This is a genomic window from Mycetohabitans endofungorum (assembly GCF_037477895.1).
Lineage (GTDB): Bacteria > Pseudomonadota > Gammaproteobacteria > Burkholderiales > Burkholderiaceae > Mycetohabitans.
In genome coordinates, this window is the sequence record NZ_CP132744.1 from 2,567,185 (window position 1) to 2,581,264 (window position 14,080).

12 protein-coding genes are annotated in these 14,080 nt (G+C 63.0%); 5 read left to right on the plus strand and 7 right to left on the minus strand.

Annotation, left to right across the window (positions count from 1 at the left end; genetic code table 11):
* Positions 1 to 108 precede the first annotated feature (108 nt).
* The 3 genes from RA167_RS11265 to pilM all read right to left on the minus strand — a co-directional run bounded on the left by RA167_RS11265 (position 109) and on the right by pilM (position 2,848).
* Positions 109 to 1,155: a hypothetical protein gene (locus tag RA167_RS11265; RefSeq protein WP_139337010.1), complete on the minus strand. Its 1,047-nt coding sequence runs from the start codon at positions 1,153 to 1,155 to the stop codon at positions 109 to 111.
* Positions 1,152 to 1,715, minus strand: coding sequence for a PilN domain-containing protein (locus RA167_RS11270; RefSeq protein ID WP_076785615.1), 564 nt, complete (start codon positions 1,713 to 1,715; stop codon positions 1,152 to 1,154). Before RA167_RS11270 ends, RA167_RS11265 begins: the two co-directional genes overlap by 4 nt.
* 152 nt (positions 1,716 to 1,867) lie before the next feature.
* Positions 1,868 to 2,848, minus strand: a complete 981-nt coding sequence (gene pilM, locus RA167_RS11275; protein WP_076785616.1) for a pilus assembly protein PilM — start codon at positions 2,846 to 2,848, stop codon at positions 1,868 to 1,870.
* Between the two features lie 227 nt (positions 2,849 to 3,075).
* On the opposite strand from pilM, the gene RA167_RS11280 reads away from it, so the two are divergent.
* Positions 3,076 to 5,484: a penicillin-binding protein 1A gene (locus RA167_RS11280; RefSeq protein ID WP_076785617.1), complete on the plus strand. Its 2,409-nt coding sequence runs from the start codon at positions 3,076 to 3,078 to the stop codon at positions 5,482 to 5,484.
* Positions 5,485 to 5,536: 52 nt separating this feature from the next.
* Here RA167_RS11280 and cyaY read toward each other — a convergent pair whose 3' ends face one another.
* Positions 5,537 to 5,872: an iron donor protein CyaY gene (gene cyaY, locus RA167_RS11285; RefSeq protein WP_076785618.1), complete on the minus strand. Its 336-nt coding sequence runs from the start codon at positions 5,870 to 5,872 to the stop codon at positions 5,537 to 5,539.
* A 35-nt stretch (positions 5,873 to 5,907) separates the two neighbouring features.
* On the opposite strand from cyaY, the gene lptM reads away from it, so the two are divergent.
* Both lptM and lysA read left to right on the plus strand, forming a co-directional pair.
* A complete protein-coding gene (gene lptM / locus RA167_RS11290) occupies positions 5,908 to 6,234 on the plus strand; it encodes an LPS translocon maturation chaperone LptM (RefSeq protein WP_076785619.1) in 327 nt (108 codons plus the stop codon).
* 3 nt (positions 6,235 to 6,237) lie between these two features.
* Positions 6,238 to 7,500 (plus strand): diaminopimelate decarboxylase, encoded by a 1,263-nt coding sequence (lysA, locus tag RA167_RS11295; RefSeq protein WP_076785620.1) that lies wholly within the window; start codon positions 6,238 to 6,240, stop codon positions 7,498 to 7,500.
* A gap of 74 nt (positions 7,501 to 7,574) precedes the next feature.
* Here the strand turns inward: lysA and ccsB are convergent, their stop codons facing one another.
* Genes ccsB through RA167_RS11310 form a run of 3 tightly spaced genes read right to left on the minus strand, consistent with a single transcriptional unit; the run spans position 7,575 to position 11,801 of the window.
* Positions 7,575 to 8,822 carry a c-type cytochrome biogenesis protein CcsB gene (gene ccsB / locus RA167_RS11300; RefSeq protein WP_139337012.1) on the minus strand — a complete coding sequence of 416 codons (1,248 nt, stop codon included), beginning with the start codon at positions 8,820 to 8,822 and terminating at the stop codon, positions 7,575 to 7,577.
* A 5-nt stretch (positions 8,823 to 8,827) separates the two neighbouring features.
* Positions 8,828 to 11,107 (minus strand): cytochrome c biogenesis protein ResB, encoded by a 2,280-nt coding sequence (locus tag RA167_RS11305; RefSeq protein ID WP_076787488.1) that lies wholly within the window; start codon positions 11,105 to 11,107, stop codon positions 8,828 to 8,830.
* Positions 11,108 to 11,141: 34 nt separating this feature from the next.
* Entirely contained in the window at positions 11,142 to 11,801 is a 660-nt protein-coding gene (locus tag RA167_RS11310; RefSeq protein WP_076785622.1) for a c-type cytochrome, read from the minus strand.
* 202 nt (positions 11,802 to 12,003) lie between these two features.
* Between RA167_RS11310 and yihA the strand changes: the two genes are divergently transcribed.
* Positions 12,004 to 12,672, plus strand: a complete 669-nt coding sequence (yihA, locus tag RA167_RS11315; protein ID WP_076785623.1) for a ribosome biogenesis GTP-binding protein YihA/YsxC — start codon at positions 12,004 to 12,006, stop codon at positions 12,670 to 12,672.
* A 218-nt stretch (positions 12,673 to 12,890) separates the two neighbouring features.
* A complete protein-coding gene (gene hemB / locus RA167_RS11320; protein ID WP_076785624.1) occupies positions 12,891 to 13,892 on the plus strand; it encodes a porphobilinogen synthase in 1,002 nt (333 codons plus the stop codon).
* Positions 13,893 to 14,080 lie beyond the last annotated feature (188 nt).

Consider the following 14,080-nt stretch of genomic DNA (forward strand, 5'->3'; position numbering starts at 1 on the left):
ACGCGCGGGCATCAGCCAGCGCCCCGGCAAGCCCGGAAAGCGCAACGCCCAGCGTGGCGACGAAACACTGCGCGGCCACACGACGCGTGTTGCCAAATCGAGCGCTGCTCACCCGTAGCCCTCCGCTGGTGGCGCCGATGGTCCATGATCGCTGCGCCCGGCCTCCCAGGCTGCGTCGTCGGCAATTGCCCCCGCCGCCGAGTCGGCACCATCGCCTGGGGTGGCCGGCAGGCGGGGTTTGATCGCGTCGGCCACAGCAATCCGGCGCGACCCGCTCCATATCGTGCCGATCCACACCGGTGATGTAACCGATGCCATGCGAGTCTGGCGTGCGCGGGACCCACTAAAAGGATCCGGTGGCAACGGCGAAGGTGGGTTGCCGGCACGCCTGCGGTCGGCATCGACGCCTCGCTCGGCGGCGGCATCCCGGCTGGCATCATGCACGCGAACAGCATCCGCTGCCAGGCTGCGCGTCGGCAACGGCACGCGGGGCTCGCGTACCCACTCGCGGCCGCAGCCAGCTGCAGCGAGAGCGGGTCCACCGCGCATTCCGTATATCGTCAATAGGGCGCGCAACGAGAGTTGCCCACCGTCCGCTTTCAGTTGAACCTCGTCGGGTATCGCGATCACCGGCAGCGCGCTCAGCGAGCCGAGAAAGGACCACGCGCCGATAAAATCGCCGGATGCGGCCAGCCTAGCCGTCTGCCGGTCGACTGCTTGCGCCTCCTCGCCTCGGCGTTCTCCCACCGCGACTTCGGCGACAGGCTCGACGCTGTCGAGTAATAGGCCCGCACGTGCTGCCAACGTGTCGATCTGTTGCATGTGCTGTGCGACGTCCGGATCGATCCGCACAGTACGCACCTTTTCCAACTGGCGCCTGAGTGCGGGCAACGCGCTGACTTGCCGATAGGCTTGCGCAGTCTTTGCACGCAACCCAGCCACCGCCACGGCCTCGGCGCGCATGCGCTCGTCGTGCGAGGATTGCGACACGTACAGCGTGCCGCCGAACGACAATGCGGCCAACACCCCCATCGTGATACGGAACTGCATGGCCGACCACTGCTCTAGCGGCCTCGCCAATGCCCGACACGACGCAAGCAGCGCCGCCTGGCCGCGTAAGCCGTATAGGGAAGCATCGATTGTGTGCGCCATCATGAAGCCTCTCCAGCGTGGACGGACTGCTCCACACCTCGCGCAACCACACGCTGCTCATGCGGCGACATCGGCGGCCGCGTACCGGCGTGGGTCAACCGCGCAGTAAAGTTGAACGCGCCAGCAGGCGTGGTGCGACCTGTGTCGTCGGTCTCACGATCAGGCGGCACGCGCCGAAACGACAGGACGCTGGTCGAAACCACGCCTGGCGCATGCCGCAATTCATTGAGCCATGCGGATAAAGCGGACTGGCCAGTGGCTTGCCCGCTGACGAATGTCTCGTCGCCGTGCCGACTCAGTTCGGTCAGGCGCACGTCATGGGCTGCGGCTCTCGACAGGCGGTCGAGCAGTGCGAGCAACTGATCCCTACGCACCGCGCGTTGTGTCGCGTGCTCGCAAAACGCGCGGTAGGCACCCAGCTCGGCCTGCAGGCTGGCGTACTCGGCCATCGGAATCGCTGCAGCCGCGAGGTCACTTTCGAGCCGTTGCCGGTTCTGCTCCGCCGCGACGTCATTGCGTCCGGCGGCGGCCGACACAATCGCCGCGACCCCAACGCCGCCCAACGCGGCACACGCAGCACCAAACGCTCTGCGTTGACGAACTCTGCGTCGGCGCCGCGCGCGATGGGGCAACAGATTGAAACCGCCAAGGTCCCTAAGCAGCAACGCACATGCCGCGCGGCAACGCCCGCCACGAGCCCTCGCTGACACACCACTCATTCGAGCACCCCGCGCATCGCGAGCCCGAAGGCGACAGCATACGCAGGACTGTTGCTGCACGGTTGTGTGGCGATCGACGCGCGGCAAAACGGCGCACACCGGAATAGCTGCGGATCGCATCCGAGCGCACCGCGCAACGCATCGAAATCGAGTCCCGCGGCCGCGATCGCGGCAACCTCGCCGCCCACCACAGCTCCCGAGAGGTCGTCAGAGGCCAGCGCGTCACGCAGCGCGTCCAATATCGGGCCCCGGTGCCCAGATAACGCATGCCACTCACGCCGCACCATCGTGCCGCGCAGCAGCCATGTATACACAGTGCCACCGCCGACCCATATCGCGCACCAGCAACAACCGGCGGGCAACACGAGTGCACCCTGCAGCCGGCACGCACGCAGTGCGGCCGCAGCCTCGCCGTCTACCGTACTGAGCACGATGTTCGCAGCCGCTGCCGTGGCGATCCGTATATCGAGCCAATCACGCGAAGCGGCGGTGATCGTCACCGCGTCGGGATCGTCGTCCCGATCCGCCATGAGCCAATCGACGACGATCGACGATGGATCTACGCCAAACAGGCGTTCGGCCTCGGCCAGCACGGCCGGCTCCAATTCGTCGAACGCGGCGCAAGCGTGCTGCACCGAAGCGAGGCCGGGCGTGCGACGCGCCAGCTCGGCAAGCGAGGTCACACCCGTGTAGGTCACCGCCGGCGGCAACGCCATCACGTATCGCACACCGGCGAGAGACCGCCGTATCGGCATACTGTCGCGCAATACGCTCAATGCCCGCGACACGCATTCGGGCCGCAAAATTTCGCCATCCTCCACCACGCCCGCCGGCAGCGGTTGCGCCGCCAGGTGCTCAACGCGCACGTCGGCGCCGTCAGCCAGCCTGCGGCTGGCCACCGCCATCCGGATTTCCGACGGCGTAATGTCGATTCCTGCCGCGAACCGGCGTCCAACGGACAATAAAGCATTCTGCATGTTCCCTCCCTTGCTTCGCCGCGTCGGCCGGAAACCGCTCCGGCTCTGCGCTCGACGAAGCATGCAGACATTGTTGCGAGCTGCGCCGCCGCCGCACATTCGGCTGATCGGCCAGCAGCGGTTCACTCACGCCACGTCGCGCCCACAATAGGCATCCTTGCGGACAGGGGGATCAGTCGTGTCAGCCCGCCCCGCTATAATCGCGAGTTCGTGTTTTTGGTATTCCCATGCAATCGACGACGCCTGACGCCCCTCCTCCTCCGGCCGGCCCAAAGCGCAAACGCGCGCTAGGGTGGCGGGTTCTACTCGCGCTGGGCACCCTACTGATCGGGACGATACTGGCGCTGGCGCTAATGCTGTGCTACGCGGTGATCGTTGCCGAGCGCAACCTGCCGCCGTTAGACGCATTGACGGACTATCGGCCCAAGTTGCCACTGCGCATCTATACGGCGGACCATGTGCTGATCGGTGAATTCGGCGAGGAACGCAGGCGTATCGTGCGATTCGACGAAATCCCGGAGGTAATGAAAAAGGCGGTGCTGGCGATCGAGGACTATCGCTTCTACGATCATGGCGGGGTTGACCTGACCGGCATCCTGCGCGCCGGCGTGGCCAATTTCACCCGGGGCGGCAATGCGCAAGGCGCCAGTACGATCACGATGCAGGTGGCACGCAACTTCTTTTTGTCCAGCGAGAAAACCTACACCCGCAAGCTGTACGAGATGCTGCTCGCGTACAAGATCGAGTCGGCGTTGACGAAGAATCAGATTCTCGAGGTCTACATGAATCAGATCTATCTCGGTCAACGTGCATACGGTTTCGCCAGCGCGGCGCGCGTGTACTTCGGCAAGGATTTGAAGGACGTGACGCTCGCTCAGGCGGCCATGCTCGCCGGGCTGCCCAAGGCGCCATCCGCATACAACCCCGTGGTGAATCCCCGGCGCGCGAAAATACGTCAGGAGTACATCCTGCAACGTATGCTCGAGTTGCACTACATCAACGCGGATCAATACGATGCGGCGGTACACGAGCCGATCGTGCTCAAGACGGTGAGCACGCCGTACAGCGTGCACGCTGAGTACGTGGCCGAGATGGTGCGACAATTGATGTACGCGCAGTATCGCGACGAGACCTACACGCGCGGCTTCGAGGTCGTGACGACGATCGATTCGGCGGATCAGGAGGCTGCATACCGCGCCGTGCGCAAGGGTGTGATGGACTACGACCGTCGCCATGGTTACCGTGGACCGGAAGGGTTTGTCGAATTGCCGCAGGATACCGCCGAGCGCGAACAGGCGATCGATGACGCATTGCTCGAACATCCGGACAACGGCGACCTAGTCGCCGCCGTCGTCACGCAAGCCGGCCCGCACGAGGTTAAGGCTTCGCTGATCGACGGCAACACCGTCACCATCCGAGGCGACGGGCTGCGCTTTGCTGCCGCGGCCTTGTCCGAGCGTGCGCAGCGGAACCAGCGCATCCGTCCCGGATCGATCATCCGAATCACCAAGGCCGCGGATGGTGCGTTCAGCATCGTGCAGTTGCCGCAGGTCGAGAGCGCGCTCATCGCGCTCACGCCGCAGGACGGCGCGATCCGCGCGCTGATCGGTGGCTTTGATTTCAACAAAAGCAAATTCAATCACGTCACGCAGGCGTGGCGCCAGGCCGGTTCGAGCTTTAAGCCGTTCATCTATTCGGCCGCGCTGGACAAGGGACTGGGCCCAGCGACGATCATCAATGATGCGCCGCTGTACTTTCCGCCAACCACACCCGGCGGCCACGCGTGGGAACCGAAGAACTACGGCGGCGGCTACGATGGTCCGATGACGATGCGCACCGCGCTGCAGAAGTCGAGGAACCTCGTATCGATCCGGATCCTGAGCCATATCGGCACGCATTACGCGCAGCAGCACATCACGCACTTCGGTTTCGATGCGGACAAACACCCTGCCTACCTGCCGATGGCACTCGGCGCAGGGCTCGTCACGCCATTACAGATGGCCGCCGGCTATGCGGTGTTCGCCAACGGCGGCTACCGGATCAATCCCTACCTAATTGCCGAGATCACCGATGCGCGCGGCGCGCTCGTCGCGCGAGCGCAGCCGGTGGTGGCCGAGCAGAATGCGCCGCGCGCGGTCGATCCGCGCAATGCGTACATCATGAATAACCTGCTGATCGGTGTCGCACAGCGCGGAACGGGCGCCAAGTCGAACGCACTCAAGCGCGTGGACATCGGCGGCAAGACCGGCACGACCAACGACTCGCGCGACGCCTGGTTCGCCGGCTACCAGCACACGCTAGTCGCTGTCGCATGGATCGGCTTTGACAGCTCGCGCAGCTTGGGCGATCGTGAAACCGGCGGCGGCCTCGCATTGCCTATTTGGATCGATTACATGGGCCGAGCGCTCAAGGACAAGCCCACCTACACCATGCCCCGCCCGCCGGGCATCGAGGACATCGACGGCGAACTGTACTACGCCAATATGCTGCCAGGCTCAGGCTTCGTGGCGACGGTCGGCATGCCCGCCTCGGCGCTGACTGGCGAATCGGCAAGCGCCGCCTCGGACTCGGGTGTCAACGCGAGCGTAGACGAATCCGAACGACAGGACATCATGAAACTGTTTAAGGGTCAGTGAGCACGTCGCACAAGCGCGGCGCGCACGAAAGCATGATGCGCAGCGCGGCGGCTCACGACGCGCGCGCGAGCGTGACCGGCTGGCCCGCATGCAGCGACACCGCGGCGGACAACGTCGCAAAAAACTCGGTCGATGTGCGGGTATCGCGCCACACGCCGTCAACATACTTGAAGTGATACCCACCAGACTTCGCTGCGATCCAGATTTCGTGCATCGGCGGCTGCAAATTCACGATGATCTTCGAATCGTCGTCGAATTCGAGCGTCAGCACGTTTGCGCTGCGCTCGCATTCAACGTCGATGCCCGCCTCGTCGGCCGCATTCTCGATGGCCGTCTGCACGGCGTCGAGCGTCTGTTCGGCCAGCTCCAGGTATTCGGTATCGGTCATGCTAAACTCCACCGGTTAGGTTGACAGGATCTGTCATGCGTGTCGTTCAAGGATTGTCGGGCATTGTAGCGGGTCCGCGCGCACGTGCCATCGCGATATCGTATGGTATCGTGGCCTGGTGCGTCGCCGTGCTCGCGGGCTGTGGACAGCGCGGCCCGTTGTACTTGCCCAGTGTGCCGCCGCTGCCTGAACTGCCGGCTTTCATCGCACAACCGGCGTCCGCCACCGCGGCGGCGGCGGCCAGCAGTGCCATAGGCGCATCCGCGACGCTCTCCCCCGACCTATCGCAGCGCGGCCTTCGGACCGCGCCCAACCTGTCTGTCCCGCGGTCTGCCTCCGATACTGCCCAACCTGCCCGCTGATTCATGGTCAATGCCTTCGCCTACGTCAACGGTGAACTGCACGTCGAACGCGTGCCCGCCGGCCAGCTCGCCGAACAATACGGCACGCCGCTCTACGTCTATTCGCGCGCCGCGCTGACCGACGCATACCAGGCCTATGCGAGCGCGTGCACCGGCCGCTGCGCGAAGATCCATTATGCGGTCAAGGCCAACAGCAATCTCGCCGTGCTAAACGTGTTTGCGCGCCTGGGCGCCGGATTCGATATCGTTTCCGGCGGCGAACTCGCGCGCGTACTCGCCGCCGGTGGCAAGCCGCAAGACGTGGTGTTTTCCGGTGTTGGCAAGAGCACCGCCGAGATGCGCATCGCGTTGGAGGCGGGCGTGCGTTGCTTCAACGTCGAGTCGCTGGCCGAATTGGCGCGACTGAACCAGGTCGCCGGTGAATCGGGCCAGATCGCACCGATATCGCTGCGTGTGAACCCCGATGTCGATGCGAAGACGCATCCGTATATTTCGACGGGCCTCAAGGCGAACAAGTTCGGCGTCGCCTTCGACGATGCACGTGCGGCGTATCGCGCGGCGCTGGGCATGAAACACTTGCGCATCGCGGGCATCGACTGCCACATCGGCTCGCAGATCACCGAGATTTCCCCCTACCTCGATGCTATCGACAAGGTACTCGAGTTAGTCGCGCAAGTCGAGGCAGATGGCGCACCAATCGGCCATATCGACGTCGGCGGCGGCCTAGGCATTCGCTACGACGACGAAACGCCGCCGGACATCGGCACGTTCGTCAAAACGATACTGGACCATTTCGATCGGCGTGGACATGGTCATCGTGAAATCTGGTTTGAGCCTGGCCGTTCGCTGGTCGGCAATGCGGGAATCTTGCTGACCCGCGTCGAATACTTAAAGCCGGGAGCAGTCAAGCATTTCGCGATCGTCGATGCAGCGATGAACGACCTCGCTCGCCCCGCCATGTACGACGCGTATCATGCGGTCAATGCGGTCGCGCCGCGCGATGGCCAGCCACCGGTGACCTACGACATCGTCGGCCCAGTGTGCGAGAGTGGCGACTGGTTGGCTCGTGATCAGTCACTCGCACTGGCGTGCGGCGACCTGCTCGCGATACGGTCAGCCGGCGCGTACGGGTTTGTGATGAGCTCGAACTACAACACCCGCCCCCGAGCCGCCGAGTTACTTGTGGACGGCGCGCGGGTGCACGTGGCACGCCGACGCGAAACGCTCGCGCAGTTGATGGACGGCGAATCGACACTGCCCGACTGAACAGGGTGACCGCTCAGAAGGTACCGCCGGCGTGCGGCGGTCGCGATCGGGCCATCACCGTGCAGCGGCGCCGCCTAGAGCTTGCCGTAGCTGTGCAAGCCGGACAGGAACATATTGACGCCGAGGAACGCAAAAGTCGTCACGAGCAAACCGGTCAGTGCCCACCATGCCGCCGGCGTGCCACGCAACCCTTTCATTAGCCGCATGTGCAGCCAGGCCGCGTAATTCAACCAAACGATCAACGCCCAGGTTTCCTTCGGATCCCAACTCCAATAGCCCCCCCAAGCCTCGGCAGCCCACAACGCACCAAGAATGGTCGCGATCGTGAAGAACGCGAAGCCGACCGCGATCGACTTATACATCACGTCGTCCAGCAATTCGAACGAAGGCAACCGATCGTCCAGCATGCCGCGCTGCTTGAGCAAGTAGGCCACCGACACCATCGCCGACAACGCGAAGCTGCCATAGCCGATAAAATTCGCCGGCACATGAATTTTCATCCACCAGCTTTGCAACGCCGGCACGAGCGGCTGAATGTGTTGCGCGTCGCGTGATATCGAGTACCACATCAGAAATCCGACGGCCGCGCTGATCACCAGCAGCACGAATGCACCCAACGCTCGCGTGCGGTAATGCGATTCATAATAAAGATAAAATAGCGCAGTGATCAGACAAAACAGCACGAACACTTCATACAGGTTCGAAATCGGAATGTGGCCGACATCCGGACTGATCAGGTACGATTCGTACCAGCGCACCATCATTCCCACGAATCCCATCCATACCGCCGCCCAAGTCAGCTTCGAGCCGATCGCGCCGCCCGAGGCCGAGCGCGTCAGCGTGCCGATCCAGTAAAACACGGTCGCGATGACAAACAGCGCGCTCATCCATAGGATCGCCGACTGGCTCGACAGTAGATACTTCAGGAAAAATGTCGACTCGGCCCGTGCCAGGTCGCCGCGATACAGCGCCACGCCGGACAGTGCCAGCACCGCGATGCCCAGCGCCAGCCATCGAACCGGCTTCCAGCGCCAAGCCAGCACGACCAACGCCGGCGCGGTACCGCACAACACGCCGACGTCATACACGTTCATGTACGCGTGATAGCGCAACAGCGCAAAGCCCGCGCCCACGATCACCAGCAACGCGAACAACCAGTCGAGCAACGTCAGGCGGTGCAGCAGCGCACGGGTATCCCAGTCTGATAGCCCGGCCAACGGCCCCTCAACTGACACAGTGGCTTGGGCGGCGTACGGCGGGCGTGACGCCGTATCCACCGCTGAGTCCCGGGCGGGCCGGGAAGATGAATGAGTCAAATCCATAATCTTCACTTTTGCGGGGATCGCAAGGAGGTGGGTGCCGACGTGTCGCTCGTTTGCGACGACGGCGCGTCGTCGCCGGCATTGGACGAACACGTAGCGGCATTGGACGTGGCAACATGCGACGGGCCTACATCGAGCGGCCGCACACCCAGCACCGCACCAAGCGCGTCGCGCATGCGCGCGTATTCGCCAACAAAATCGAGCGTTCTGCGGGCCGTGGACATGGCCATCAGGACACGGGTGCCGCCGTGCTGTCCTTCGGGCTTGAGCCAGATCCACAAGCGGCGTTCGCGCACGTAGAACATCGCAAAGATGCCCAGCACGAGCAGGATGCTGCCAAGATACACGAGAGGCTTGCCGGGCGCGCGGGTCAGCTGAAACACCGACGCCTGGACTTGCTTGAAGGAGTCAAGTTGCAGGTACACTGGCGCGCCGTAGAAAAAACTGTCCGACAACGCGTTAATGGCGCTTTGCATGAAACGCGTATTGTCAGCGTCAGACGGCGCAGGCGGCTCCCCGGCGCGCTCCCGCGCAATCTGCCACACTTCCCAGATCGCCCCTTCGAGCATCCGCAACAACAACTCGGCTGCTTTTGGCTGCTCCGCGCTGGGCACCGAATGGTCAATGAACTCGGCCACGGCCTGGAATCCGCCGTTCGGGGGCGCACCGGCGGGCATGCTGTCGGGGCGCGCGCCGCCGGCGAACAGGTTGAGCACGCGCTGGGCGCTGTCGCGCAAGGGGCCCTGCAATGCGCTATTGCTGGCCGATGGTATCGATCGTACGGCGAATCGGCGCGCCGCCTCGTCGCGCACGGCGGGATCCGCCAGCGCTGCGCGCAGCCGCATCCATTCATTGACGGAGCCGGCGTTGTCCGCCGGAATGCGCAAGTAGCGGAACGGATCATCGGGACGACTGCGCATGCCTGCCAGGAACACTCGCTGGCCATCGATTAGCACCGGCAGCATGTAATTGTTATATTCGTGTGCCTGCCCGCTTTTGTCGCGAATCTTGAACTGCACGGACGGGCCGACATTGCGCAGCTCCACCGGTTTCGAGGTCTTCGCGCCTGACCCCAACCGTTCATCAAACGCCTGTTTGAGCGATTGATGCGATACGCCGCGCGTATCATTCTGCCCAGCGCCGTTGGACACGTTCTCGACATTGATCGCACGAAAATCCGTGAACTCGACGGTGTCGCCCTGTCCGAGCGATTCCAGTGGCATCGATACGCCGATCGTCCCGGCAAGCGGCACGGGCTGGCTGCCGGTGCCAGTCATCGGGTAAGCGCTCATGCGCATGGTCGAGCCACCATCCTGGAAACTGGATTGGTAAATAGCCACGCCGTCGTAGACGAACGGCTTGTTGACTTCGACACGCGCCGGGATGCGCTTGCCGCTATCATGGTCGACCACGACGATGTCGCTGGCGAACAACTTGGGCATGCCAGTCGAGTAATAGTCGACGATAAACTTATTCAACTCGATCGAGAACGGCAAATCCTGGATCAGGGAACCGTTCTGCTGGTTCAGTATTGCCGTGGACACATGCTGGCCTTCCGGCACCCAGGCGTAGCCCCGAAAGGTTGGGTTGGACGCCGACAACCGGTGCTCCGGGCCAATCTGGCTGATCACCTGGTTGGACTGCACAGGGGTCTTGTTAAATAGCCACATTTGCAGCTTGATCGGCAGGTTGCTGTCGAGCAACCCACCGAGGCAAATGACGACGATCGCCAGATGGGCGAAGATATAGCCGAGCTTATTGAATGCGCCACGCTTGGCAGTGATCAGCGTTGCCGTCCCGTCGGGTTCGTCGCGCGGCACGGCTCGCATCTGGTAGCCGAGCCGGCGCACGAGCGCGCCGAGCGCCTGCGCGGCGTGTTCCCGGTCCATCGTTGCCACATACTCCGCGTTGTGGTGGAATGCGCGCAAGCTGCCCTCGCGTACGCGTTCCTTCCAGCTTTTCATGTCGGCGATCATCTTCGGCGCATTGCGAATCACGCACAGCGAGATCGACACGATCAGGAACGCGAGAATCAGCATGAACCACCACGCGCTGTACATCGTGTATAGCCCGAGCGCGCGGAAGATGTCGGCCCAGAACGGACCAAATTGGTTGACGTAGTTTGGGTAGGGGTCTTCCTGCGTCAGCACCGTGCCGATGACGCTCGCGATCGCCAGAATGACCAACAGGCTGATCGCAAAGCGCATCGAGCTGAGCAACTCGATCGCGTCGCGCACAATCCGGTGTTCGGTACGAATCTGCACGCCCGATGTTGAAACACTCAATTCACACTCCATTCGGACGCTGCCCGCCGCCGCATTACCGCAAGCCGCTGATGTAGTCGGCCACCGCCTTGATCTCATGATCACTGAGCCGTGCCGCGATCTGGCTCATCGGCACATTGTTGTTGCGCGTGCCTTCCGCGAACCCCCTCAATTGCGCGATCGTGTAGTCGCTCCACTGCCCGGCCAGGCGCGGATACTGCGCCGGAATCCCCGCGCCGGCAGGCCCATGACAACCCGCGCACGCCGGCACGCCCTTTTCGAGGATGCCGCCGCGCCAGATCCGCTGGCCCACCGCCACTAACGCGTTGTCGCTCGCGAATCCGCGCGTTTGCTGCTGCGATGCGAAATAGGCCGCCACGTTCGCTGTATCCTGGTCCGACAGCGCAGCGGCAAAAGGTGCCATCACGTCGTTCTTGCGCTCCGGTTGCTCCGCGCCCGGCTGCGTCTTGAAATCGCTCAATTGCTTAACGGTATAGTCCGCGTGCTGCCCGGCAAGCTTCGGGAATGCCCCGCTCGCGCTGTTACCGTCCGTGCCATGACACGTCGCACACACCTGGGCGGCAATGGCCTGTCCTCGGTTGAGGTCCGGCTTTGCCGGCGCATCCGCCGCTCCTGCCAACCCCGCCCATCCTGACGCGGCACCGATTCCTGCCAACATCTGAAGCACGACCACAGACCTGCTCAATCGGTTCATTCGCACACCTTGTTTCGTCTTGTAGGGAAGAGAACTGAGGTTCTGCAACAAACGACGGTAGGCAGCCTCCGGCGACCCGGCGGGCACGCAATCGAATCGTCAGTAAACCGTCGCATTGTACAATAACGCGCTATTCGCGATGATGCCAGCCCGGGATTGCCCGGCCACTGCCCTTGCATTGCGCCGCCTTGTTGGTGATCTCATGCCCTTGCTACATCAGTGCCGTTTTTTCACGACCGTCAACCATCTGCGCGACCTGCCGGCGACGATACAGCCGGAAGTGGCGTTCGCTGGCCGCTCCAACGCCGGCAAGTCCACGGCGATCAACGTGTTATGCAACCAGAAGCGGCTGGCGTTCGCGAGCAAGACGCCCGGGCGCACACAGCATATCAATTACTTCGCGGTCGGGCCGGCGGACGCGCCCGTCGCGCATCTGGTAGATCTGCCCGGGTACGGGTATGCCGAAGTGCCCGGCGCTGCGAAGGCGCATTGGGAAGCGTTACTGAGCACCTACCTGACGACGCGGCCGCAAATCCGCGGCCTGATCCTCGTGATGGATTCACGGCGGCCGTTCACGGAACTGGACCGGCGCATGGTCGAGTGGTTCGGCGCGACCGCGCGGCCGATCCACGTGCTGCTCACCAAATGCGACAAATTGACGCGACAGGAAAGCATGAATGCTCTACGCGCTGCGCAAAAAGCCGCCACCGCTTACCAAGCTGCCGGTCTGCGCAGCGAGATCACGATACAGCTGTTCTCAGCCCTCAAGCGTATCGGCCTGGACCAGGCTCACGCACTGCTGGAGCACTGGCTGGCACCTGACGCCGCTTCGCAAGCGGATGCGCAATCCGGCCCCGACGCGAGCGAATAGGCATGAAGTGCCGATAAAGGGGATGCCGATAAAAAAACCCGCCGTCACGCGGCGGGTCAACAGCCTAATCGTAGAACGACAGGCACCCGCTCAGGGAGGAGAAGCGGGGAGTTCCGCACATCGTGCGGCCCTCGCTCGGTATGATATACCAACGGCCTGAAAAGTTTTGGGCACCGCCATCTATCCGACACCGACAACCGACTCGAATACGCACTCCCATGAGCTTCTTTCCCCAGTACCGTCCGCGCCGCATGCGTCGCGATGATTTCTCCCGTCGCCTGATGCGTGAGAACCACCTGACGACGGATGATCTGATTTACCCGGTATTCGTCGTCGAAGGCACGCGGGTTCGCCAACCAGTGGCCTCATTGCCGGGCGTCGAACGTACGTCAGTCGATCTGTTAATGGGCGTGGCTGAACAATGTGTCCAGGCCGGCATCCCGGTGCTGTCTTTGTTCCCGGCGATCGAACCCGCGCTGAAGACACCGGACGGGCAGGAAGCGACCAACCCTGACGGGCTGATCCCGCGGGCGGTACGCGAACTCAAGCGCCGCTTTCCCGAACTTGGCGTGCTAACCGACGTCGCGCTGGATCCATACACGAGCCACGGACAAGACGGCGTGCTGGACGAGCATGGCTACGTGATCAACGACGTGACGTCGGCCATCCTCGTTGAGCAGGCGCGCACGCAAGCGCAGGCCGGCGTCGATATCGTGGCGCCATCGGACATGATGGACGGCCGGATCGGCTCGATCCGCAAAATGCTCGAGAACGAAGGCCATATCCATACTCGGATTATGGCTTATGCAGCCAAGTATGCGTCGGCCTTTTACGGTCCGTTCCGCGACGCGGTCGGCTCGGCGGCCAATTTGGGCAAGGGCAACAAGATGACGTACCAGATGGACCCGGCCAATGGCGATGAAGCGCTGCGCGAGGTCCAGTTGGACATCGAGGAAGGCGCGGACATGGTGATGGTTAAGCCTGGCATGCCGTATTTGGACGTCGTGTACCGCGTGAAAGAGACATTTCACTTTCCAACCTATGCGTATCAGGTCAGCGGCGAATACGCGATGTTGAAAGCCGCCGCGCAAAATGGCTGGCTGGATCACGACAAGGTCGTCATGGAATCGTTGCTGGCGTTCAAGCGAGCTGGCGCGGATGGCGTGCTGACCTATTTTGCACTGGATGCCGCCCGTATCCTGCGGGAACAGCATCGATGATGCCGCCCGCCTCGCATGGGCGCGATCGCAATGGACGCAAGCCAGCGAGAGCGATCCAGCGGGCACAAGCCAGCCAGAGCAAGTTAGCAAGGCGATCCAGCGAACGCAAGCCTGCGAAGGTGGCCCAGCTAGGGCAATCCAGCGGCAGGACCCGCTTCTGGCATGATCCGGCGTTACATCGCCGGTAG